The 22,339-nt window shown below is 72.7% G+C and carries 17 protein-coding genes; 3 read left to right on the top strand and 14 right to left on the bottom strand.

Annotated elements, in window-relative coordinates; genetic code table 11:
• Window positions 1–16: 16 nt before the first annotated feature.
• The 7 genes from ACO2Q3_RS18085 to ACO2Q3_RS18115 form a co-directional block, all read right to left on the bottom strand.
• On the bottom strand, window positions 17–730 hold the full coding sequence (locus ACO2Q3_RS18085) for a glutathione S-transferase family protein (RefSeq protein ID WP_423309081.1): 714 nt from the start codon (window positions 728–730) through the stop codon (window positions 17–19).
• Between the two features lie 159 nt (window positions 731–889).
• A complete protein-coding gene (locus tag ACO2Q3_RS18090; protein WP_423309083.1) occupies window positions 890–2,923 on the bottom strand; it encodes a M13 family metallopeptidase in 2,034 nt (677 codons plus the stop codon).
• A 114-nt stretch (window positions 2,924–3,037) separates the two neighbouring features.
• Entirely contained in the window at window positions 3,038–4,654 is a 1,617-nt protein-coding gene (locus ACO2Q3_RS18095; protein WP_423309085.1) for an acyl-CoA synthetase, read from the bottom strand.
• A gap of 122 nt (window positions 4,655–4,776) precedes the next feature.
• Window positions 4,777–6,126 carry a peptide MFS transporter gene (locus tag ACO2Q3_RS18100; RefSeq protein WP_423309087.1) on the bottom strand — a complete coding sequence of 450 codons (1,350 nt, stop codon included), beginning with the start codon at window positions 6,124–6,126 and terminating at the stop codon, window positions 4,777–4,779.
• 8 nt (window positions 6,127–6,134) lie between these two features.
• Window positions 6,135–7,064 (bottom strand): M15 family metallopeptidase, encoded by a 930-nt coding sequence (locus ACO2Q3_RS18105; protein WP_423309089.1) that lies wholly within the window; start codon window positions 7,062–7,064, stop codon window positions 6,135–6,137.
• The gene (locus tag ACO2Q3_RS18110; RefSeq protein ID WP_423309092.1) at window positions 7,061–8,419 is read right to left on the bottom strand and encodes a peptide MFS transporter; all 1,359 of its coding nucleotides are present in this window, start codon (window positions 8,417–8,419) and stop codon (window positions 7,061–7,063) included. Before ACO2Q3_RS18110 ends, ACO2Q3_RS18105 begins: the two co-directional genes overlap by 4 nt.
• Before the next feature lie 119 nt (window positions 8,420–8,538).
• Window positions 8,539–9,363, bottom strand: coding sequence for a M55 family metallopeptidase (locus ACO2Q3_RS18115; protein WP_423309094.1), 825 nt, complete (start codon window positions 9,361–9,363; stop codon window positions 8,539–8,541).
• A 294-nt stretch (window positions 9,364–9,657) separates the two neighbouring features.
• On the opposite strand from ACO2Q3_RS18115, the gene ACO2Q3_RS18120 reads away from it, so the two are divergent.
• Window positions 9,658–10,929 carry a D-serine ammonia-lyase gene (locus ACO2Q3_RS18120; protein WP_423309096.1) on the top strand — a complete coding sequence of 424 codons (1,272 nt, stop codon included), beginning with the start codon at window positions 9,658–9,660 and terminating at the stop codon, window positions 10,927–10,929.
• Between the two features lie 31 nt (window positions 10,930–10,960).
• On the opposite strand, the gene ACO2Q3_RS18125 is transcribed toward ACO2Q3_RS18120, so the two are convergent.
• The 7 genes from ACO2Q3_RS18125 to ACO2Q3_RS18155 form a co-directional block, all read right to left on the bottom strand.
• Window positions 10,961–11,944 carry a LysR substrate-binding domain-containing protein gene (locus tag ACO2Q3_RS18125; RefSeq protein WP_423309098.1) on the bottom strand — a complete coding sequence of 328 codons (984 nt, stop codon included), beginning with the start codon at window positions 11,942–11,944 and terminating at the stop codon, window positions 10,961–10,963.
• A gap of 83 nt (window positions 11,945–12,027) precedes the next feature.
• On the bottom strand, window positions 12,028–12,480 hold the full coding sequence (locus ACO2Q3_RS18130) for a DUF3830 family protein (RefSeq protein WP_423309100.1): 453 nt from the start codon (window positions 12,478–12,480) through the stop codon (window positions 12,028–12,030).
• A gap of 28 nt (window positions 12,481–12,508) precedes the next feature.
• A complete protein-coding gene (locus ACO2Q3_RS18135; protein WP_423309102.1) occupies window positions 12,509–14,122 on the bottom strand; it encodes a serine hydrolase in 1,614 nt (537 codons plus the stop codon).
• Entirely contained in the window at window positions 14,123–15,187 is a 1,065-nt protein-coding gene (locus ACO2Q3_RS18140; protein ID WP_423309104.1) for an amidohydrolase family protein, read from the bottom strand.
• A gap of 100 nt (window positions 15,188–15,287) precedes the next feature.
• The gene (locus ACO2Q3_RS18145; RefSeq protein WP_423309106.1) at window positions 15,288–17,522 is read right to left on the bottom strand and encodes a TonB-dependent receptor; all 2,235 of its coding nucleotides are present in this window, start codon (window positions 17,520–17,522) and stop codon (window positions 15,288–15,290) included.
• A 268-nt stretch (window positions 17,523–17,790) separates the two neighbouring features.
• Window positions 17,791–18,819 (bottom strand): L-threonine 3-dehydrogenase, encoded by a 1,029-nt coding sequence (tdh, locus tag ACO2Q3_RS18150; RefSeq protein WP_423309717.1) that lies wholly within the window; start codon window positions 18,817–18,819, stop codon window positions 17,791–17,793.
• 8 nt (window positions 18,820–18,827) lie between these two features.
• The gene (locus ACO2Q3_RS18155; protein ID WP_423309108.1) at window positions 18,828–20,045 is read right to left on the bottom strand and encodes a glycine C-acetyltransferase; all 1,218 of its coding nucleotides are present in this window, start codon (window positions 20,043–20,045) and stop codon (window positions 18,828–18,830) included.
• 206 nt (window positions 20,046–20,251) lie between these two features.
• Between ACO2Q3_RS18155 and ACO2Q3_RS18160 the strand changes: the two genes are divergently transcribed.
• Both ACO2Q3_RS18160 and ACO2Q3_RS18165 read left to right on the top strand, forming a co-directional pair.
• Window positions 20,252–21,310: a DUF1611 domain-containing protein gene (locus ACO2Q3_RS18160; protein WP_423309110.1), complete on the top strand. Its 1,059-nt coding sequence runs from the start codon at window positions 20,252–20,254 to the stop codon at window positions 21,308–21,310.
• Complete coding sequence (locus tag ACO2Q3_RS18165) at window positions 21,307–22,305, top strand: enolase C-terminal domain-like protein (RefSeq protein WP_423309112.1); 999 nt, start codon at window positions 21,307–21,309, stop codon at window positions 22,303–22,305. Before ACO2Q3_RS18160 ends, ACO2Q3_RS18165 begins: the two co-directional genes overlap by 4 nt.
• Window positions 22,306–22,339: the final 34 nt, after the last annotated feature.

Raw genomic sequence — 22,339 nt, forward strand, 5'->3', positions numbered from 1 at the left:
AGCCGCGCCCATCGCCTCAGGCCCGTTCGGCCGCTTCCATCGCCGCCTTGGAGGCCGCCATCATCTTCTCGAACGCGCCCGAGCGGATCAACTCGCGCCGCTCTTCCAGCCCGCGATGCAGCTCGGCCAGCACCCGCGCGGCGTGTTCGTTGCGCTGGATGGCGGCCCAGTAGGCGGCGACGTTGCCCGCTGCGGGGATCGGGTTGTCGACCCCGGTCGTGGGCAGCACGTTCTCCACCAGGAACAGGCCCGGCACGATGGCGCAGTCGGCCAGGGTCAGGCGCCCGCAGCAAGCGAACCCGTCTCGGCCGATCATCCGGTCCAGCGCCTTGACGTTGCGCACCACCTGGCCGCCCAGCAGTTCGACGATGCCCTCGTTGCGCGTCTTGGCGCGGGACTGGGGCGAGAGCATGAACATGTTGTTCATGATGTAGATGTCGCCGATCCGCGCCAGGGTGCGGATGTGCGCGCTCTCGCGCGGGGTGGCGCCCAGCAGCGACGGCTGCGGGTGGATTTCCTCCAGGTACTCCGAGATCACCTCGGACTCCGGCATCACGTCGCCGTCGCCCAGGTCCAGCACCGGGATGCGGCCGATCGGGAAGTCCTCGCGGAACTTCGGCGTGCCGAAGCTCGCCGGCCGCTCGATGACGATATCGCTCAGGCCCTTGGCGTAGATCTGCATCCGCACGCGGGCGGAATAGGGGCTCAGGTCCCCGGAATAGAGCTTCATCATCGGCGCGTCCTCTCCCTTGGTTCGCGCCAGGGAAGCACAGATGCGGGCCTTCCGGCCAGCACTCCCACGCTCTCAACCGTCATCCTCGGGCTTCAGTCCCGATGGACCCCCGGCACACGGCCGAGGGTGACGGCGGAGGTGTGGGGGCGCCCTCCCCTACCAGATGCGCACGCGCTGCTCGGGGGGCAGGTAGGCGGGGTCGCCGGGCTTGACGCCCCAGGCGTCGTACCAGGCGTCGACGTTGCGGAACGGGATGTCCACGCGGGCCTTGGGCGGCGAGTGCGGGTCGACCACCAGCAGGCGCTTGGTGGTCTCGTCGCGGGCTGCGCCGCGCCACACCTGGGCCCAGCCCAGGAACACCCGCTGATCGCCGGTCAGGCCGTCGACCACCGGCGCCGGCTGGCCCTTCAGCGAGGCGTGGTAGGCGTCGAGCGCCAGCAGCACCCCGCCCAGGTCGGCAATGTTCTCGCCCATGGTCAGCTCGCCGTTGACGTGCAGGCCGGGCAGCGGTTCGAACGCCGAATACTGGGCGCCCAGCTTGTCGGCCTGCACCTTGAACTTGGCAGCGTCCTCGGCCGTCCACCAGTCGGTCAGGCTGCCGTCGCCGGCGTACTGGCGGCCCTGGTCGTCGAAGCCGTGGGTCATCTCATGGCCGATCACCCCGCCGATGGCGCCGTAGTTGATCGCCATGTCGGCGTTCGGGTCGAAGAACGGCGGCTGCAGGATCGCGGCCGGGAACACGATCTCGTTCTCGGTCGGCGAATAGTAGGCGTTCACCGTCTGGGGCGTCATGCCCCACTCGGACTTGTCCACCGGCTGGTACAGCCGCTTGACCTGCCGGTTCCACTCGAACGCGGCCGAGCGGCGCACGTCGCCGTAGAGGTCGTCGGCGGTGACGGTCAGCGCGCTGTAGTCGCGCCACTTGTTCGGGTAGCCGATCTTGACGCCGAACTTCGACAGCTTCTCCAGCGCCTTGGCGCGGGTGGCCTCGCTCATCCAGCTGACGTGCTCGATGCGCGCCTTCATCGCCGCGCGCAGGTCGCCGACCAGGGCCTCCATCTTGGCCTTGGCCTCGGGCGGGAAATAGGCGGCCACATACAGCCGCCCCACCGCCTCGCCGATGTCGCCGTTGAGGGTGGCGACGGCGCGCTTCCAGCGCAGCTTCTGCTGCGGCTGGCCGCCGAGGGTCTTGGCGCGGAACGCGAAGTTGGCGTCGACGAAGCTCTTGGAGAGATAGGGCGCGGCGTTGTCGGCGGCGTTGAACGCCAGCCAGGCGCGCAGCGTCTCCACGGGCGTATCGGCGAACACCTTGGCCAGTTTCGGGAAGGCGCTGTCCTCGCCGACGATCACCCGCTTGACCCCGCCAAGGTCGGCCCCGGCCAGCCAGGCCTGCCACGGGAAGCCCGGCGCCGCGGCCGCCAGCTCGGCCGGCGACATAGGGTGGTAGCTCTTCACCGGGTCGCGCTGCTCGGCCTTCGACCAGCTGGCCTGGGCGATGCGGGTCTCCATGGCGACGATCGCCTTGGCCTGGCCCTTGGCGTCCGGCCAGCCGGCCATCTGCAGCATCTGCGCCACGTAGGCCTCGTACTTGGCCTTGGTCTCGGCGAACTTCGGCTCCAGGTAATAGTCGCGGTCGGGCAGGCCGAGGCCGGCCTGGTCGACGTAGACCGCATAGTGCACCGGATCCTTGGCGTCGGTGCCGATGCCGACCTGGAACACGCTCGACAGGAAGCTGGCGTTGGCCTGGCCCATCAGCCGGGCGATGCCCTCGCGACCCTTGGCGGCGCGGATAGCCCGCAGGTCTGCGGCCAGCGGCCGGGCCCCGAGGGCCTCGATCCGCCCCTCGTCCATGAAGGCCTTGTAGAAGTTTGCCACCCGGGCCTGGTCGCCGGTGGCGTTCGGGGTCGCCGCCGCCGTCTCCAGCACCGCCTTGACCCGGTCCTCCGACAGCGCCGCCAGGGCGTCGAAGGCGCCATAGCGGGTGCGGTCCGCGGGGATCACCAGCGCCTTCTCGTAGGCCCCGTTGGCGTAGTCGTAGAAATCCTTGCCCGGTGAGACGGCGGTGTCACGGCCCGCGAGGTCGAAGCCCCAGGCGCCCTGGCGCTGCGGGGCAAGGCCGGCGTCGTCGGCGTGCGCCACGGCGCCGGCCAGGATCGCCACGGCGGCGGCGCTGAGGAAAAGCTTTTTCATGATGTGCGGAGAGCTCGGCAAGATGATTGCAGCGGATCGCTCTCTGTAACAAAGCCCGGCCCGTCGGCGTCTTACAAATCGTTCATGCGCGGTGAGGGGTCGCGCAGGCCTTCGTCAGGCCGGCAGGCCCAGCGCCTGCAGCGCCCGGGCGCGGACGCCCTTGTAGTCGAGCTTGCCGTTGGGGGCGCGGGCGATGGGGGCCAGCACCAGTTCGCGCGGGGCCTTGTAGGCGGCCAGATGCTGGCGCACGTGCTCGGAGATCTCCGGCAGGCCGGGGGTCGAGCCGTCGGTCTCCACCACCGCGCAGATGCGCTCGCCGAAGCGCGCGTCCGGCACGCCGACCACCGCGGCGTCCTTCACGCCCGGGAACGTCTTGATCGCCTCTTCGACCTCCTCTGGGAAGACCTTCTCGCCGCCGGTGTTGATCACCTGCGAGCCGCGGCCCAGCAGCTTCAGCGAGCCGTCCGTCTCGACGGTGGCGAAGTCGCCGGGCACGGACCAGCGGCGCCCCTCGAATTCGCGGAAGGTGCGGGCGGTCTTCTCCGGGTCCTTGTAGTAACCCACCGGCAGGAAGCCGGAGACGCACACCAGGCCCTTCTCGCCCGAGCCCGGCTCGACCCGGCGGCCGTCCTCGGTGAACACGGCGCTGTTCGGCCCGACCATGAACTTGGCCGTCTCGGCAGTCTGGCCGGCGGCCGACGACGACGCGCCCAGCCCCACGGCCTCGGACGAGCCCAGGCTGTCGAAGATGGCGCAGTCCGGCAGGTGCTTTAAGAGCCCCTGCTTGTTTTCCATGCTCCAGACCGTGCCCGAGGACCCCAGCCGGCGCAGGCTGGAGAGGTCCCAGCGGCCGGGATGGGCATCGAGCTCCTCCAGCAGCGGCTGGGCGAAGGCCATGCCGACGATGGCGGCGCTGGTGGCCTTCAGCCGCTCGGCCTCGTTCCAGAACTCGACGGCGTTGAACCGCGTCGACGGCAGGCAGGCGACCGCGCCCCCGGCGGTCAGCGAGCCCAGCGAGGTGAACTGGGCGGTGCCGTGCATCAGCGGTGCGGCGGCGATGGTGACGGCGGGCTCGGCCAACTTCGCGCGCTCGCCGGCCTCCTCGATCGTCGCCAGCGGCGGGACGCCCAGCAGCACGTTGCCGCCGGCGCCCAGCACGAAGAACAGGTCCTCCTGGCGCCACATCACCCCCTTGGGCATGCCGGTGGTGCCGCCGGTGTAGAGGATCAACAGGTCGTCGCCCGAACGCCCCCAGGGGGCCTCCGTCCGGCCCGCGTCACGCGCGACGATGGCGTCGTAGTCGTCGGCGAAGCCGGGGACGGGGTGGCCCGGCTCGGCCACTGCGATCCAGGCCTTCACCCCCGGCAGGCGCGCGCGGATCTGCTCGACGGTGGGCGTGAACGAGGCGTGGAACACCACCGCCTCGGCGTCGGCGTTGTCGAACAGATAGATCAGCTCGTCGGCGACATAGCGGTAGTTGGTGTTGACCGGCGCCAGCCCCGCCTTGAACGCCGCGTAGTAGGTCTCGAGGTACTCCGGCGCGTTGTAGAGATAGGCCGCCACCTTGGCCTGCCGGCCCAGGCCCCGGTCCAGCAGATGGCGCGCCAGGGCGTTGGCCCGGCGGTCGAAGTCGGCCCAGGAGATCACCCGCTGGCCATGGATCTGCGCCGGCCGCTGCGGAATGGCCGCGGCGATGGATTCCCAGAGATTGGCGTAGTTCCAGACGGTCATGGCGGCATCTTCTCCCAGGGACAGGCCGCCCTTTGCGGGCGTGCATTTGAAGCAACCATAGGCCGGCTGATCCCGGGGAAGTCAAACGCGTTCCAGCTTCTCCGGATGGGAAGGCGGCGCGGTCAGGCGTACAGGCCTCGCAGCCTCAGGCGCACGGCGAGCAGCGCCAGGGTGGCGACGGCGGCCAGGCCCGCGTGCAGCCCCCAGAAGGCGGTGGCCGGCAGCTTGTCCAGCAGCCCGCCCAGGGCCCCCGCCAGCAGGTTCGCGCCCACCAGCTGCAGATAGTAGACGCCGACGATGGCGCCGGTCAGCGGCCGGGGCGCCAGGCGGGTATACAGCGCCAGGGTCACGGGCAGCACGTTGGCGAAGCCGATCTCGTTCAGCAGCGAGAAGCCCACCGGCCAGGCCAGCGACACCGTCCGACCGGTGGTCGCCGTGATGGCCGAGGCGGCCGCCAGCACCAGCGGCGCGGCGGTCATCAGCGCCTGTCCCAGCACCACCTTGGTCATCTCGTCCGGCTCGCGCCGTCGCCGGGCCCACAGCGTCCAGAATCGGGCCGAGCCAGCCAGGCACGCCAGGGTGGCCAGGGTCTCCAGCGACAGCAGCCAGGTCAGCGGCAGGGCGTGGCCGAACAGGCGGGTGTCGATGTGGCTGCGCGCCCACAGCAGATAGGCGTTGCCGAGCTGCTGGTTGGCGACCAGGCCCAGCGCCAGGAACGGCAGCAGGCCGAACAGCAGCAGCACCACCTTCCACTCGTGCCGGCTCAGCGGCGCGGACGCCGTCTTCGCCCCGTCGGGCGCGGGGGCGGCGGTTTCCGGCGGCAGGTCACGCCAGCCGGCGAGGTAGATCGCCAGGCCCACCAGCATGCCCACCCCGGCCACGGCGAAGCCGTAGCGCCAGCCGACGTCCTCGCCCAGCGTGCCGCAGACCAGGGGCGCGAAGATCGCTCCGGTGTTGATGCCGGCGTAGAAGATCTGGAAGGCGTCGGCGCGGCGCTGGTCGCCCGGCGCATAGAGGGCGCCGACCTGGGCGGCGATGTTGCCCTTGAAGCACCCCGCCCCCAGGACCATGCAGGCCAGGGCCAGCAGGAACGGCGGCTCGAAGCTCATCAGGAAGTGGCCGGCCGCCATCAGCACGGCGCCCAGGACGATCGTGCGCCGCCGCCCCAGCCAGCGGTCGGCCACCAGGCCGCCGAGGATCGGCGACAGGTAGATGGCCCCGCCGTAGAGGCCGAAGATCGCCGACGCCAGCGCCTGGTCACTGATCGGCGCCGCGCCGCCCTGCAGCGCGTGGCGCAGGGCCGCCAGCCCGGCCACGCGCCCGGCGTGGCCCGGCAGCAGCAGCTCGCGGACCATGTACAGGGTCAGGAGCGCCTGCAGGCCGTAGAACGAGAACCGCTCCCAGGCTTCGGCCGCGGCCAGGATGGTCAGCCCCCGCGGGTGGCCCAGGATGTCGCGCCCCCTCGCTGTCACCCACGCCGTCACCCGCGCCGCCGCCCCGCGTCGAGCGCGGCCAGGGGCGTGTCGTTCAGCCGGTAGTCGCGCCAGGCGTGGAAGTCGAAGTGCCACCACTCCAGCGGCTCGACCCCAAAGCCCGCCGCCTGCATCGCCGCGCGCAGGCGCTCGCGCAGCCAGCGCTGGCGCGCGGCGCCGCCGATGAAGTCGGCATGGGACCGAGGCGAGGCCTCGTCGTAGCGGCTGGGCATGTCGGCCTGGGCGCCGGTGGCCAGGTCGCACAGGGTGACGTCGACGGCGCAGCCGCGGTTGTGCTTGGAGCCCACCGCCGGATCCGCCACATAGGCCCTCCAGCGCGGGTCGATCGCCAGCCAGAACAGGCGGCTGACCGACCACGGGCGGTAGGCGTCCAGCACCACCAGGCCGAACCCCTGCGCCTGCAGGTCGGCGTGCGCCCGGGCCAGGGCCTGCGCGGCCGGGCGCTGCAGGCAGGCCAGCGCACGGTCGTAGAGGGCCAAGCCCATGAAGTTGTTCGCGGTGGCGTAGCGCAGATCGAGCCGCAGGGCCGGATCGATGACGGTGACGTCGACCAGGTCGTCGGGCCGGAAGGGGCCCGGCTCGGCCGGCGGCGTCGCGATGGACGTGGACGGATCCTGGGCGGCGTTGCGGGGGGCGGCGGCGGGCGGGATGGCCGCCGCCTCGGCGTCGAGGTCGCGCCAAGCCAGGGCCTCGTCGCCGACCCGCAGCACGGGCGGGCGGGCGCGCGCGTCGAGCACCAGGCCGCCTCGCGCCTGGCGCAGGCCGCCGTGCGGCGGATCGAACGCCGTGCGCGGGACCCCCGGCCCTTCGGCGAACAGCCTGCCGCCGTCCTCGAACACGGTCAGCCGACGCGCGCCGCGGCCATAGAAGCCGATCAGCCGCGCGATGTCGGGCGCAGGCGGCGGCGGGGCGGTCATACGGCTTGCCGCAGGACGGGCGGCGGGGCGGGGTTGAGGTCCGGGTCGGGCGAGGCGGCCAGGGCGGTCTCCGCCCGCGCGACCGGCCGGGCCAGGGCCAGCAGCATCACCGCCGCGGCGCCCGCCAGGCCCGCCATGGCCAGGAAGAACCGGGCCTCGCCAAGGCCGGTGAACAGCGTGCCCAGGGCGCCCGCCAGCAGGTTGCCGGCGAAAGTGGCCAGGAACCAGCCGGCGATGGCCGTGGCCGCAAGGGCTGCGGGCGCCAGACGCGCGAACAGGCCCAGGCCCACCGGCAGCACGAACAGCTCGCCCGCCGTCAGCACGGCGGTGAACAGGGCCAGCCAGATCCAGCTGGCCTGGCCGCCCTGCGCGGCCTGCGAGACGGCGGCCAGCAGCAGGTAGGCCCCGGCCATGATCGCCGCCCCCGTCGCCATCTTCACCGCCGACCCCGGCTCGCGCCCCCGCGCCGCCCGACGTCGCCAGTGCCTCACCAGCGGCGGGGTCAGAACGAAGATCAGCAGCGGGTTCAGGGCCTGGAACCAGGTCATCGGGATCGCCAGCCCGGCGCCGACGCCGCGATCGACGCGCGCGGCGGTCCACAGGGCGACGGTGTTGCCGATCTGCTCGTAGGCGCCGCGCAGCACCACCACCGCCAGCCCCACGGCCAGCATCAGGCCCAGCGAGGTGCGCAGGTCCGTGGCGCCAGTCCGAGGCCCGGCGACCGCCGCCGCGACGGGACGGGGCGGCTGGGCCGGCAACCACCGCCCGCCGGCCACATAGATCGTCAGTCCCGCCAGCATGCCGACGCCGGCCAGGGCGAAGCCCCAGTGCCAGCCGGCCAGTTCGCCCACGCCGCCGCAGGCCAGCGGCGCCAGGAAAGCCCCCAGGTTGATGCCCACGTAGTAGACGCTGTAGGCCGAGCGGCGCCGCGGATCCGCCGCATCGTAGAGGGCGCCCACCTGGCCGGGCAGGCTGGGCAGGAACAGGCCGTTGCCGGCGGCGATGGTCGCCAGCGCCGGATAGAACAGCTGCGGAAAGGCCATCATGAAGTGGCCTACGGCCATCACCGACCCGCCGATGATCACCGCGCGTCGTCGCCCCAGCCAGCGGTCGGCCAGCGCCCCGCCGACGATCGGCGTCAGATAGGCCAGCGCCGTATAGAGGCCGTAGACCATCGAGGCGCGCTGCTGGCCCAGCATCAGCTGGCGGGTCATGTAATAGACCAGCAGCGAGCGCATGCCGTAGTAGGAGAACTTCTCCCAGGTCTCGGTCAGGAACAGGATCGTCAGCCCGCGCGGCTGGCCGAACCAGTCGCTGGCAGCGGATCGGAACTCAGGCCTCGCGCGGTCAGTCATGCAGGGATGCGGCGCTCATCGGCCAAGGTCAGCGCACCCGCCAGGACAAGACAAATCGCCAAGCCTAATGCCGTCATTAGGAAGGTCGCTGGCCGCGCCGCCGTACGATGGCCCAGCCCCTAGCCGACCGCTGTCCGGGCGTTGGTGAGGAACTGCAGGAAGCGCGAGGCGGCCACGACGTCGGCGGCGCGGTAGCCGACGGTGAAGGCGTCGCGTTGCTCCACCTGGGGCAGGTAGCTCAGCCATTCGGCGACGAAGCGGGTGCGAAGACGGATCTGCAGGTCGACGGGGCCGGCGATCACGAACGGCGCGGCCCGGCCGATCAGGCCCACCGCCTCGCGCACGCCCTCGCGCAGCCGCTGATGTGCTACGCCCGGCGCCGCCGTCAGGGCCGACAGGAAGCCATAGCTGGTCTTCAGCGTCGCGGCGGCGATGTCGCCCAGCAGGCCGCGGGTCTCGGCAACGGCCACGTCGTCACCGGCGATCAGCAGCACGGGCACGCCGTAGTGGCCGCCCAGGGCCGCGCTGATGCCGGCCTCGGACAGCACCTGGCCGTTGAACCGCACCTCGTGGAAGAACTCGCCGCTCATGGTGTGCGCCAGGGTGCCGCCCAGGCTGGTGGCGCCGGCGTGGTAGCCGATCAGCAGCGCCCCGTCGTAGGCGCCGACCTCCACCCCCTGCATCATCCCCAGCGGCCGCGGCCAGGAGCGCACCAGGCTGACGTAGTCGGGCATCCGCGCGTAGCGGATGTTCTGGCCGTTGCCGTGCGAGTCGCTGACCACCACCTCGTCCGCGCCGAGTTCGCGCAGGGTCTCGCAGGCGACCAGCACCGTATCGGTCATCCAGTCGCACGCCCGCTCGTACTCGAAGCCGCCCGGCGACAGGGCCCCGCGCGAGACCACGCCGGCGACGCCCTCGATATCGGCGGAGATGTAGATGCGCATGCGCCATCTGCGCCCCAAGCGCCTGCCCAACGCAAGCCCGGCAAAGCTAATCGAGGCATTAGCGCGAGCGCCTGAGTCCGGCTGGAGCCCCCTACCCCCGCTTCGCGGGTGCTTCCCCCAGAGGGGGAAGAGAACGGAAGCCCAGCTGCTGCGAAGGCTCTCTTCCCCCTCTGGGGGAAGTACGGCCGAAGGCCGGGATGGGGGCTCCAGCGCACAACCGGCCCCGTCGCTTCCTGATGGCGCCATTAGCGATCCGGACTTGCATCCGGAGGCGCAGGCGGGGTCATTGACGGCATGGACGGTGGCGTACCCGGGGTGGCGGACGGCGAGGCCGAGGCGGTGCTGGGCGCCTTGCGGCGGGGCGAGCCGGCGCTGTGGCGGCGGCCTGGCCCCGCGCGGCTGGAGGCCGATCGCGCGCCGCTGGACGGCGGCGAGGCGGCGGACGCCCAGGACCGCTTCACGCGCTTCGCGCCGGCGCTGGCCCGGCTGTTCCCGGCGGACGGCTGGGACGGACAGGTGCGCTCGGCGCTGAGCCCGGCTCCGGACGGATGGGACCTTTGGCTGAAGGGCGATCACGCCCTGCCGATCGCCGGCTCGGTGAAGGCGCGTGGCGGGGTCTACGAGGTGCTCTGTCACGTGGAATCGCTGGCCGGGGCCGCGGGCGTCTGGGCGCCTGGCGAGCCGATGTTGCGGCTGCTCGAGCCGGCGGCGGTGGCGGCCCTGTCGCGCCATTGGCTGGCGGTGGCCAGCACCGGCAACCTCGGCTTCGCGGTCGGCGTCGCCGCGCGGGCGTTCGGCCTGCGCGCCGAGGTGCACATGTCGCGCGAGGCCAAGGCCTGGAAGAAGGCCCGCCTGCGCGCCATCGGCGTCGAGGTCGTCGAGCACGCTGGCGACTATGGCCTGGCGGTGGCGCGCGCCCGCGAGCGCGCCAAGACCGAGGGGGCCTATTTCGTCGACGACGAGGCCTCGCGCCGGCTGTTCGTCGGCTATGCGGCGGCGGCGGCGGAACTGGCCGGCCAGCTGCGCGAACGGCGGCTGGAGATCGGCCCGAAGCGGCCGCTGGTGGTCTGGCTGCCATGCGGCGTGGGCGGCGCGCCGGGAGGAATAGCCGCCGGGCTGAAGCGGATCTACGGCGCCGACGTGCGGGTGGTGTTCGTCGAGCCGGTCGCCTCGGCCTGCGTGCTGGCGGCCCTGGCGGTCGGTGGCGGTCGCCCGGTCAGCGTCTATGACCTCGGCCTCGGCAACGACACCCTCGCCGACGGCCTGGCCGTGGCCAGCGCCTCGCCCCTGGCGCTGGACGCCATCGGCCGCAACATCGACGCCGTCGCCGCGGTCAGCGACGCGGCCATGCTGCGCTGGATCGCCCGGGCCTGGCGCGAGGCCGGCCTGCGGCTGGAGCCCTCGGCCGCCGCGGCGCTGGCCGCCGCCGAATTGACCCGCGCCCGGGCGCCCGATCTGGTCCCCGAGGGGGCGGTGCAAGTGGCCTGGCTGACCGGGGGCTCACTGCTGCCGGACGACGAGTTCGAGCGCCTACTGGCCCAGGCGCACGCGCTGCCGCCAGCCTGACGCCTGGCGCGGGCTGGCCGGTTCCCGATCCCTACGGCGCGCGGCCGAGCAATCCCAGCGTCTCGCGCTGGGTCTGGGCCATGGCCTCGCCGCACCACTTGCCGAACCGGCGCACGGGCGAGCGGGCGTCGCCGGGCCGGTGGGTGAGCACGCGATAGAAGGAGCCGGGCGCCGGCGGCGCGTCCACCGCCGCCACCAGGTCGCCGTGCGCCATCAGCCGGTTGACCATGATCGAGCGGCCCAGGGCGACCCCCTGGCCGGTCATGGCCGCATGGTAGGCCAGGTGCGACAGGTTGAAGTGCCGTGCGCCGGCCGGACGGCCCGGCCAGTCGAGGCCGCTGCCCGCGCGCCAGGTGGTCCACTCGTAGTCGGCCGGCGCGCCCCACCACGGGGCGTCGTCGTGCAGCAGGGTGACGCCGGACGCCGCCTCGGGGCCGCCATCCAGCCGCGCCTCGCGATAGCCGCGCGAACACACCGGCAGGGTCAGCTCGCGCACCAGCGCCAGCTGGTGCAGATCGCTGGTCGGGTCGGGCTCGTAGTCGATGCACACGTCAATGCCGTGCTGGTCCATGCGGTCGATGGTCGAGGCCGCCATCTCGGCGCGGACGAACACCTCGATGCCGGGATGCGCCTGATAGAAGTCCTCCAGGTGACCCACCAGCCACTCCATGGCCAGCGACGGGATGCAGCTGACGACGATGGCGTTGCGCTGCACGCGGTTGACCCGGCTGAGACTGTCGTTCAGCAGCAGCGCCACCTGGGTCATGGTCTCCAGCAGGTTCTGGCCCGCCTCCGTCAGCACCATGCGCCCCTTGGCGCGCAGGAACAGCGGCGCCCCCAGCCGTCCTTCCAGCCGCAGCACCCTCTGGCTCACCGCGCCCTGGGTGACGCCGAGCTGCTCGGCGGCGCGGGTCACCGAGCCCAGCCGCGCGGCGGCGCGGAAGATCCACAGGTCCGACAGCAGCTGGGCGTCCAGCCGGTGGGCGTCGGGTTCGTCGGCGGGCGGCGTGGCCATCTCAGCGTCCTATCGGAAGCCATGCGAGGGCGGCAATCGCGCCGAGGTCTGCGCGTCCCACCCGCCGCCCCACCGCCTGCGCATCAGGCGCCTGCGACCGCGGCGGCGGACTCGGCCTGGACGTGACGCAGCGCGAAGCGTATCGGCTGGGCGCCGCGCCAGAGGGTCGCGTGGCCCAGGTCGGTCAGGTGTTCCATCCCCTCGACCACCGTCAGGAAGTGGTTGCCCGGCAACTGGCCGAAGCGGCTGGAGAAGCGCACCTCGCCGTAGGCCAGCAGGATCTCGGTCTCGCTGAGGCCGCCCGGATAGAAGATGAACTGTCCCGGCCGCGGATAGCAGGTGTGGCTCTCCCAGGGCAGGTCGAAGGCCTTGGGCCCCATCGGGATCCAGCATCCCTCGCCGCTCCAGCGCACGTGGATCAGCTGGTCCTGATAGGGCATCATCGCCCGGAACGCGGCGCAGGTGCGCGGCGCCAGCGCCTCCTCGAGCCGGGCGATCAGGGCGTGATCGCCCACGGTGATGTCGACGAGGGTCATGAGGCACTCCGCTGGCCCGCCTTGGGCGTCAGTCGCGCACGGGCGCGAAGGCCAGGTCCTGGAAATCGAAGCTGAAGTCGGCGAGGGGCGAGAGCGGGCGCATGGTCACCCCGGTTACTGCCCCGTCATGTACGGCGAAGGTCACCACCGCATCCTCGCCGGCCGTGGCCGGGAAGCGGGTGCGGAAGGCGTCGGGCCCGAACGGCTCCAGCACGCTGGTGAACACCGGGGTGTGGGTGAAGGCGATGGCCAGGCCCGCGCCCCGGCGGCTGACGACGATGTCGCCATACCACGGGTCGCGGTAGCGGCCGGCGTAGCGCTCCAGCGCCAGGCTCGGGCCGCCAGGCGGCGGCGCGAAGGCCCCGTCCGCCGCCAGCACCTTTCTCACCTCCGCTTCCGCCTTGTCCCGCGCGTTGAGGGCGAAGCCGACCCAGTCGAACGCCGGCGCGCCGAGCAGGCGGTCGGCCAGGGCGTAGCGCAGGGCCGAGACGGCGTCCTCCTCCTGGGAGTTGCTGAACACCGCCAGGCCCACGCCCTGCTCGGGCAGCAGGGCCGTGCGGGTGATCTGGCCGGCAAGTCCGCCGCCGTGCGACAGCATCCGCCGCCCGCGATAGTCGGCCACGCCCCAGCCCAGGGCGTAGGCGGCGATCACCGCCCGCTGCGGCGCCTCCGCGGTGGGGCCCGCGCTGCTGGAGACGATCGTCTGCGGCTTCCACAACTCGTCGGCCTGGGCTTCGCTCCACAGTCGCCGGCCGTCCGGCAGGGCGCCCCGGCCGAGCTGAACCTGCAGCCAGGGGACGATCTGGGCGGCGCTGACGGCGATGCCGCCGGCCGGCCCGATGATGGCCCCTTCGTCGGCGGGGATCACCTGCACGGGCCCCATGCCGATCACAGGGGGCCCCAGGCGGGCATGGCGGCCGGCGTGGTTGGGCGACAAGCGCATCGTCGGGTTGGACACCGCCTGCGTCATGCCCAGCGGCTGGAAGATCCGCGTCCGGACGAAGTCGTCCCAGCCGAGGCCGGAAACCCGCTGCAGCAGCAGGCCGGCGACGATGTACAGGCTGTTGTCGTAGGCGTAGCCGGCGCGAAAGCCGCGCGCCGGCTTGAAGTACGGCAGGGCCTTCAGCACGTCCTCGGCCGTGTGGTCTGTGCGCGGGAACTGCAGCAGGTCGCCGGCGCCCAGCGGCAGACCGCTGCGGTGGGTCAGCAGGTCGCGCACCGTCATCATGCTGGTGACCCGCGGGTCGGACATGCGGAAGTCCGGCAGATGGTCGACGACCAGGTCGTCCCAGCCGAGCTTGCCGGCGTCGACCAGCAAGGCCAGGCAGGCGGTCAGAAAGGCCTTGCTGTTCGAGGCGATGGCGAACTGGGTGTCGGCATCGACCTGGGCGGCCTGGCCCAGCACGCGCACGCCATAGCCGCGCACGATCGGCGCCTGGCCGGGCTGCACGACGGCCACCGCCAGGCCGGGAATCTCGAACAGCCGCATGAAGCCGGAGACCACGCCGTCGATGGCCGCCGGGTCGATGGGGGCGACGGTCACGGCCGGACCCGAGGTCGCCGCCTGGGCGGCCGGGGCGGCCAGCAGTCCTCCGGCCGAGAGGGCGCCCAGCGCCTGCCGCCGGTTCGGCGCGACGGCCATCTAGCGCCCGCCCGCACAGCTGGCCGCGGGCGTCTTCAGATAGGGCGCGGCGCGGGCCGCCAGGGCGGCCCAGTCGTCGTCGCCCAGCGCCAGGGCGGCGCGCTCGTCCTCGAAATACGGGGCCAGGTTCAGGCCGGAGGTCCAGTCCGAACCCAGCACGAACCGGGTCAGGCCGATGCGGCGCATCTGCGCCTTCAGGGCGGCGACGTCGGCCGGCGCGGCGGCGATCTTGCGGGTGTTGGACATCTCGTCGGGCACCATCGCCAGGTCGAAGAAGATGTTGCGGTGCGCGGCCGGGCGCCGCGCGAAGGCGTCGGCGAAGGCGGTCAGCGCCGACAGCTCGCCCTTGTCCACCCCGCCGCCGCCGGCCGCATGGGCGATCTGGATCGGCGTGGTCGGCGCCTGCGAGGCCACCTGGCGCAGAAAGATCGCCACGTCGCGGGCGCCGTAGTCGGCGGCGCCGGTCTGCATGTGGATGACGATAGCCAGGCGCCCCTGCTGGGCGGCGCGGAACACCGCGGCCAGGCGCCTGACCTGGGCGGGGTCGCGGAAGTCGAAGTGGGAGTTGCCAAGATGCAGCTTCAGCCCCGCCGCCCCACCGGCGCGAGCCCAGTGCCGCACCTCGTCCACGGCGTTGGGCAGCAGGGGATTGACGCTGATGAAGGCGGTCAGCCGTTCGCAGTGCGCCTGCGCCTGGCCGACCACGAACTGGTTCTCCGCCCGGGTCTCGCGGGCGACGTCGAGATGCAGGTCCTTCAGCTCCGGCGAGCCGAAGAAATAGGCCGTGGACAGCAGCACGCCGCGCCGCACTCCGGCGGCGTCGAGGGCGGCCACCACGTCGTCGCCCGTGGACGGGCTCTTGGCGATCTCCGGCGGGCACTTCTTGGGGCCGACCCGGTCGCAGATGATGGTCAGGATCCGCGACGCCTCCGGCGAGAAGATGTGCATGTGGTGGTCGGCCACCGGCGCCGGCGCGGCCTGGGCGGCGCCGAGGCTCAGGCCCCAGGCGAGCGCCGCCAGGCCGGCGACAGGCCACCGGGTCGGGCGGCGGCGGGGAAGCGTCATGGGCGTCTCTCTGGAAGGCGCCCGTCCCTCAACGGAGAGGACGGGGCCGGGGGCGGGCCGTCGAGCGGACGATGCGGCCAGCCGCCCCGTCCGCTCAAGCTCAGAATCCGGCGCTGACCGACAGGCCGACGGTGCGTGGCTGGATCACCGAAGCGGTGAACGGGTTGGAATAGCCGCTGAGCGCCAGGGAGGTGACGTTGTTGAGGCCGCGCGTGTCGCCGACGTTCTTGATCCACAGCGTGAACGACAACCGGTCGTGCGAGACGCCCGCGCGCAGGTCGACGGTGGCGTAGGCCAGCAGGGTCGGGCGCACGAAGCCGCTCGGCGAGCCGGTGACGAAGCCCGAGGGGCGATCGCCGAGGTAGCGCACGCTGCCGCCGACGAAACCGGCCAGGCTGGCGGTGATCGGGAAGTCGTAGTCGACGTTCAGGCTGGCGGCCCACTTGGGCACATTGGGCAGGGCGTCGCCGTTGCGCCCGTTCACGCCGGGGGCGTCCTCGGTGAGCTGGGCGTCGGTATAGGCCAGGTTGCCGGACAGGGTGAGGCCGTGCATCGGCGTCAGGGTGGCGCTGGCCTCGACGCCGTCGCTGCGGGCGCTGCCGCCGTTGCCGTTGCTGGTGATGCCGTTGAAATCGGTCTCGATCTGGATGTCCTGCCAGTCGATGTAGAAGGCCGACAGGTCCAGCGTCAGCCGGTGGTTCAGCAGCGCCGCCTTGTAGCCGATCTCGTAGTTGGTGAGGGTGTCGGGTCGATAGGCCAGCGGCACGCCGGCGGCGATGTCCGAGGGGGTCGGCGCGTTGGGGCCGCCCGGCCGGTAGCCCGAGGCGATGCGGGCGTAGACCATGTTGTTGTCGTCGAACTTGTAGCGCGGGGTCACCAGGAAGGTGACGCTGTGGTCGGCGGAAACGCCGGCCTGGCTGCTGGGACCGCCGACGAAGGCGCCGTCCTCCGCCAGGGCGAAGGTCTGGTCGTTGTGGCTGTAGCGAAGGCCGGCCATCAGGTCGAGCTTGGGCGTGAAGTGGTAGGTCACGTCGCCGAACACCGCGTATTCCGTATACGTCGAGCGCAGGTTGGCGAAGAACAAGGCGTTGTCCGGCAGCGTCTGGGCGCCGGTGACCGTGTCGAAGGCGAAGGTCGGCTCGTCGCGGTTGCTGGTCTCGTGCGTGTAGAAGAACCCGCCCTGCCACTCCAGCGTCTGGCCGGTGGGCGAGGCCAGGCGCACCTCCTGGGTGACCTTGTTCTGGCGCAGCACGGAACCGGTGCTGGTGCCGAAGTTCGGGATGCCGGTGATCGCCGTGCCGATCGCGCCGAAGGTGGTGGTCTCGTCGACCAGCGCCGTCTCGTGCAGCGTCGAATAGCTGGTGATCGAGGTCAGGCTGGCCCAGCCGAGATCGTAGTTGGCCGTGCCGCTGTAGATCCGGTAGCGGATGCTCAGGGGCTCGTTCGTGTAGCGGATCTGCTGCAGCGGCCCGGCCACCGGGACCAGGGCGCCGCCCACCAGATTGACGTCCTCGTCCGAGGTCGCCGCGCTCTTCAGGTCCTGCAGGGCGGCGGTGAGCCGGACCGAGAGCTGGCGGGTCGGGGTCCACAGCACCGAGACGCGACCGCCGTCCACCCGGGTGGTGTTGACGTCGCGCCGGCCGAGCTGCGGGTCGTCGATGAAGCCAGGGTCGCGCCGGTCGTAGGCGCTGACCCGCACCGCCAGGGTGTCGCTCACCAGCGGGATGTTCAGCATGCCCCGCACGCCGTAGCCCTGGCCGCCGTGGGCCACCGCGCTGCCGTCGACCTCGATGCGGCCGGCCGTTTCCCGGGTGTTGGGCGCGACGGTGACGAACTTGACCAGGCCGCCGAGGGCGCTGGCGCCATAGAGGGTGCCCTGCGGTCCGCGCAGCGCCTCGACGCGCTGGATGTCGCTGGGGTCGAGGTCCGGCGTCAGCTCGCCGCCGAGCGCGGCCGAGGTGGACGAGCCATAGGGCGTGTCGTCGACGTAGGTCGCCACGGTGGAGCTGACCGGCGAGCCGGTGGTGATGCCGCGCATGACGATCTGGGTCTGGCCGGCGCGGTCGGAGATCAGGTTCAGGCCCGGCACCTTGAAGGCGTAGTCCTCGAACTTCACCGCCGAGTCCCGGGCCAGGTCCGCCGCCCCCACGGCGGTCACCGGCGCGGCGACGTCCAGCAGGCGTTCGGTGCGCTTCTGCGCCGTGACCAGCACCTCGCCGATCTGTTCGGCGCTCTGGGCCTGGCCGGTCCCGGCCGGGGCGCCGGGCATCGGCGCAGCGGCCGCCCGCGCGGCGGGCGCGGCGGCGACCAGCGAGGCCAGGGCCACGCCCGCCATGAGGCCTCGGCGCCCCTGGGTCCGGAGTTCACGCGAGCCGATCGTGTTCATTGGAGATCCCCTCGATTGCGACGCCCGACCGGGGCGCGACATCGGTCTCGAAGGGTGCGGATCGACGTTCCGATGACAAATCCGCAAAGCTAATGTGTCCATTAGCCGGGCCATAAGCTGGGCCAACACTTGGCCTGGGCAAGCATTGCTTGCCCCCAATAGCGAGGGTTGACGCGCGGGAGGCGCGCGTTGCTCAAAGCTTTGGCGCCGCGCGGCCCTACCAGGCCAGCACCACCTTGCCGGCGCGCCCGGAAAGAGCCGCGTCGAAGCCGGCCTCGAAGTCGGCGGCGGCGAAGCGGTGGGTGATCAGGGGCTCCAGGTCGAGGCCGCCGTGCAGCAGGCCGAACATCTTGCGCCAGGTCTCGAACATCTCGCGCCCGTAGACGCCCTTGATGGTCAGGGCCTTCAGGATCACCCGCGACCAGACCACCTCCATGGCCCGCGCCGGCAGGCCTAGCAGCGCCAGCTTGCCGCCCATCGCCAGCATCTCCACCGCCTGCTCGATGGCCGCCGGCGCGCCGGACATCTCCATCGCCACGCCGAAGCCGTCGCGCACGCCCTCCTGCCGGGCGGCGTCGGCGAGCGACTCGCGCGACGGGTTGACCGTGCGCACGCCCCCCGCCACCGCCGCGGCCAGGCGTAGGCGGTCGTCGCTGAGGTCGGTGATCGTCACCGAGCGGGCGCCCGAGCGGCGGGCGATGGCCGCCGCCATCACCCCGATCGGCCCGGCCCCGGTCACCAGCACGTCCTCACCCATCAGCTCGAACTGTTGGGCGGTGTGCATGGCGTTGCCGAACGGATCCAGCAGCGCGCCGACGTCGTCGCTGACCGCGTCCGGCAGCGGCACCACGTTGAACGCCGGCAGCCGCAGGTATTCGGCGAAGGCCCCCGGCCGGTTCACGCCCACGCCGGAGGTGTCGGGGTCGAGGTGGAAGCGGCCCGCGCGCGCGGCCGCCGAGTGCGGATTGATCACGTGCCCCTCGCCGGACACCCGCTGGCCGAGGCTGAGCGGGCGCGTGACCGCCTGGCCGATCTCGACGATCTCGCCGCTGAACTCGTGGCCGACGATCATCGGCGTCGGGATGGTCGCCGCCGCCCAGTCGTCCCAGCGCCAGATGTGCAGGTCGGTGCCGCAGATCGCGGTGCGCCGCACGCGGATCAGCACGTCCTCGGGGCCGGGGACCGGGACCGGCGCCTCGATCATCGCCAGGCCTTCGGCGGGCTGCAACTTGGCCAGCGCGCGCATCGTCCGGCTCATGCCAGGTCTCCGCGGGCCTGGCGCGCCTGGACGAAGGCGGCGACGGCGGCGTCGATCTGCGCGCCCGTGTGGCGCGCGCCCACCTGCGCGCGGATGCGCGCCTGGCCCCTGGGCACCACGGGGTAGGAGAAGCCGGTGACGAGCACGCCGCGGCCCAGCAGGTCGTCGGCCATCGCCTGCGCCAGGCGCGCCTCGCCCAGCATCACCGGCGTGATCGGATGACCCGCGCCGGCCAGGGTGAAGCCGGCCGCGGCGAGGCCGTCGCGCAGTCTCGCAGCATTGGCCGCCAGCTGGGCGCGCAAGACCTCGCCCTCGTCGCCACGGGCGATGCCGATGGCCGCCAGCGCGGCGGCGCACACCGCCGGGGCCAGAGCGTTGGAGAACAGGTAGGGGCGCGCGCGCTGGCGCAGCAGGGCGACGACCGGGCCGCTGGCCGCGACGAACCCGCCCATGGCCCCGCCCAGCGCCTTGCCGAAGGTGCCGGTCAGGATGTCGATCCGCCCCTCGACGCCGTGCAGCGCCGCCACGCCCCGCCCGCCCGGGCCCAGCACGCCGGTGGCGTGACAGTCGTCGACCATCACCAGCGCCCCGTAGCGGTCCGCCAGGGCGGTGACGGCGGCGAGGTCGGCGATCTCGCCGTCCATCGAGAACACCCCGTCGGTGACCAGCAGCACGGCGCGCGCGCCGCCCGCCCGCGCCGCCGCCAGCTGGGCGTCGAGGTCGGCCAGGTCGCCGGCGGCGTAGCGATGGCGCCGCGCCTTGCAAAGGCGGATGCCGTCGATGATCGAAGCGTGGTTCAGGCTGGCGGAGACCACCGCGTCGGCCTCGTCCAGCAGCGGCTCGAACACCGCGCCGTTGGCGTCGAAGGCGGCGGCGAACAGGATCGCGTCGTCGAATCCGAGGTAGTCGGCGATCGCCCGCTCCAGCGCCTTGTGCAGGACGTGCGTGCCGCAGATGAAGCGCACCGAGGCCATGCCGGCGCCGGCGTCGCGCGCGGCCCGCGCCGCCGCCTCCGCCACCCGCGGATCGCCGGCCAGGCCCAGGTAGTCGTTGGCGCACAGATTGATCACCTCGCGCTCGGCGCCGGCGGCGTCCGCCAGCCGCACCACCGGCCCTTGCGGCGAGGCGAGCCGTCGCTCAGGCTTTGTCAGCCCCTGACGGGCGATGGCGTCGAGGTCCGCGGCGATGCGCGCGGCGAAATCGGCTCTGGACATGGCGGGCTCCGGATCGCCTGCCGTCCTAGGGCCTGCCGGCGGTTTGGCTATCGCCTTGTTCTAATGAGGCTATCAGCCGGCGCCGCCGCGCGGTCGGGCTAATGGCCGCATTAGCATTCGCGATTTGTCCGCGCGCGACCGGGCGGGCTCTGTGCCTGCAGCCCAGAAACGCCGCGCCCGCGCGTCGCGCCCGGACCCGGAGCCCCATGTCGCCTGCCGCCCCCCTGCCTGCCGCCGAGCCGCTCGCGCCCCAGCCGGTCGTCGGCCTTCCCAGTCCGTTCCTGGTGTTCCTCGGCGAGGTGACCACCGTACCGCTGGCCAAGACCGCGTTCGGCGTTCGCGACTGGCGGGGCGACGACGTGGTGGGCCAGGCGCGGCTGCCGGGCTGCGGCGTCGACCTGGGCGTGGACGAGCTGACCCCGGCGCAGGCGGCGGCGCGCGGCGCCCGCGCCCTGCTGATCGGCGTCGCCCCGATCGGCGGCGGCATCCCGCCGACCTGGATACCCAGCCTTCTGGCCGCGCTGGAGGCCGGCCTGGACCTGATCAGCGGGCTGCACGCCCGGCTGCGCGACATCCCGGCGGTGCGCGAGGCGGCGGCGCGCCTGGGGCGCAGGCTGTACGACGTCCGTCACGCCGACCAGGCGTTCCCGATCGCCACCGGCGCACGGCGTAGCGGCCGGCGGCTGCTGACGGTCGGCACGGACTGCGCCCTGGGCAAGAAGTACGCGGCCCTGGCCATCGCCCAGGCGCTTCGCGCGCGTGGCGTGGACGCCGACTTCCGCGCCACCGGCCAGACCGGGATCATGATCGCCGGCCAGGGCGTGGCCATCGACGCGGTGGTGGCCGACTTTGTCGCCGGCGCGGCCGAGACCCTGTCGCCGGACGCCGCGCCCGACCACTGGGATGTCATCGAGGGCCAGGGCTCGCTGTTCCACCCCGCCTATGCCGGGGTCAGCCTCGGCCTGCTGCACGGCTCGCAGCCGGACGCCCTGGTGGTGTGCCACGACCCGACGCGGACCACGCTGCATGCCTATCCCGGCTTTCCGGTGGTGAGCCTGGCCGAGGCGATCGCGCGCAACGCCGAGGCCGCGCGGTTGACCAATCCCGCCGCCCGGGTGGTGGGGATCAGCCTGAACACCGCGTCGCTGGACGAGGCGTCGGCGCGGGCGGCGGCGGATGAGATCGGCGCGGCGCACGGCGTTCCCTGTTTCGATCCCCTGCGCTTCGGCCTCGATGCGCTGCTGGACCGGATGCTGGCGCCATGAGCCGCCCGGCGCCGATCGCGCTCAGCATCGAGACCCGGCGTTGGGCGATGGCCGAACCCTTCGCCATCTCCCGCGAGACCAAGACCGAGACCGAGAGCCTGGTGGTCACCCTGACCGACGCGGCCGGCCGGCGCGGCCGCGGCGAAGGCTATGGCGTCACCTACGCCGGCGAGACCCTGGCCGGGATGGCCGCCCAGATCGAGGCGGCCTGGCCGGCGATCGCGGCGGGCGCGGACCGCGAGGCCCTGCTCGAGCAGCTGCCGCCCGGCGGCGCCCGCTGCGCCCTGGATGCGGCCCTGTGGGACCTGGAAGCCAAACAGACGGGGCGCTCGGTGTTCGACCTGGCCGGGGTCGCGGCGCCCGGCCCGGTGGATAGCGCCTACACCATCGGCATCCGGCCGCCGGAGGCCTACGAGGCCGCCGCCCGGCGGCGGGCCGGCTTCAAGGTGCTGAAGATCAAGGTCGACGCCGCCGATCCGCTCGCCGCCATCGCCGCCGCCCGCCGCGGCGCCCCGGATCCCGCCTTCATCGTTGACCCGAACCAGGCCTGGAGCGTCGAGACGCTGAAGGCCCTGGCCCCACGCCTGGCCGGGCTGGGCGTGGTGCTGCTGGAACAGCCGATCCCGGTGGGCCACGAAGCCGACCTCGACGGCTACGCCTGCCCGGTGCGCCTGTGCGCCGACGAGTTGATCAACCACGCGGCCGACCTCCCACGGGCGCGCGGGCGCTTCGACGTGGTGAACATCAAGCTCGACAAGGCCGGCGGCCTGACCGGCGCCCTGCGCCTGGCGAAGGCGGCGCGCGCCGAGGGCTTCGGGCTCATGGTCGGCTGCATGGGCGGCTCCTCCCTGGCCATGGCGCCGGCCCTGGTGCTGGCCCAGCAGTGCGACTTCGTCGACCTGGACGGTCCATTGCTGCTGGCGCACGACTGGCCGGACGGCCTGACCTATCGGGACGGCCGCGTCGCGCCCGCCGATCCGGCATTCTGGGGATAGGCGCCCGCCGCCCTATCCCTGCCGCGAGGCTTGC

Source organism: Caulobacter sp. KR2-114, assembly GCF_049446115.1.
Classification (GTDB): domain Bacteria; phylum Pseudomonadota; class Alphaproteobacteria; order Caulobacterales; family Caulobacteraceae; genus Acaudatibacter.

Coding starts and splice junctions, on each gene's coding strand:
- ACO2Q3_RS18085 (WP_423309081.1), bottom strand. CDS start 730: ATGAAGCTCTATTCCGGGGACCTGAGCCCCTATTCCGCCCGCGTGCGG.
- ACO2Q3_RS18090 (WP_423309083.1), bottom strand. CDS start 2,923: ATGAAAAAGCTTTTCCTCAGCGCCGCCGCCGTGGCGATCCTGGCCGGC.
- ACO2Q3_RS18095 (WP_423309085.1), bottom strand. CDS start 4,654: ATGACCGTCTGGAACTACGCCAATCTCTGGGAATCCATCGCCGCGGCC.
- ACO2Q3_RS18105 (WP_423309089.1), bottom strand. CDS start 7,064: ATGACCGCCCCGCCGCCGCCTGCGCCCGACATCGCGCGGCTGATCGGC.
- ACO2Q3_RS18110 (WP_423309092.1), bottom strand. CDS start 8,419: ATGACTGACCGCGCGAGGCCTGAGTTCCGATCCGCTGCCAGCGACTGG.
- ACO2Q3_RS18115 (WP_423309094.1), bottom strand. CDS start 9,363: ATGCGCATCTACATCTCCGCCGATATCGAGGGCGTCGCCGGCGTGGTC.
- ACO2Q3_RS18120 (WP_423309096.1), top strand. CDS start 9,658: ATGGACGGTGGCGTACCCGGGGTGGCGGACGGCGAGGCCGAGGCGGTG.
- ACO2Q3_RS18125 (WP_423309098.1), bottom strand. CDS start 11,944: ATGGCCACGCCGCCCGCCGACGAACCCGACGCCCACCGGCTGGACGCC.
- ACO2Q3_RS18130 (WP_423309100.1), bottom strand. CDS start 12,480: ATGACCCTCGTCGACATCACCGTGGGCGATCACGCCCTGATCGCCCGG.
- ACO2Q3_RS18135 (WP_423309102.1), bottom strand. CDS start 14,122: ATGGCCGTCGCGCCGAACCGGCGGCAGGCGCTGGGCGCCCTCTCGGCC.
- ACO2Q3_RS18140 (WP_423309104.1), bottom strand. CDS start 15,187: ATGACGCTTCCCCGCCGCCGCCCGACCCGGTGGCCTGTCGCCGGCCTG.
- ACO2Q3_RS18145 (WP_423309106.1), bottom strand. CDS start 17,522: ATGGCGGGCGTGGCCCTGGCCTCGCTGGTCGCCGCCGCGCCCGCCGCG.
- tdh (WP_423309717.1), bottom strand. CDS start 18,819: ATGCGCGCGCTGGCCAAGTTGCAGCCCGCCGAAGGCCTGGCGATGATC.
- ACO2Q3_RS18155 (WP_423309108.1), bottom strand. CDS start 20,045: ATGTCCAGAGCCGATTTCGCCGCGCGCATCGCCGCGGACCTCGACGCC.
- ACO2Q3_RS18160 (WP_423309110.1), top strand. CDS start 20,252: ATGTCGCCTGCCGCCCCCCTGCCTGCCGCCGAGCCGCTCGCGCCCCAG.
- ACO2Q3_RS18165 (WP_423309112.1), top strand. CDS start 21,307: ATGAGCCGCCCGGCGCCGATCGCGCTCAGCATCGAGACCCGGCGTTGG.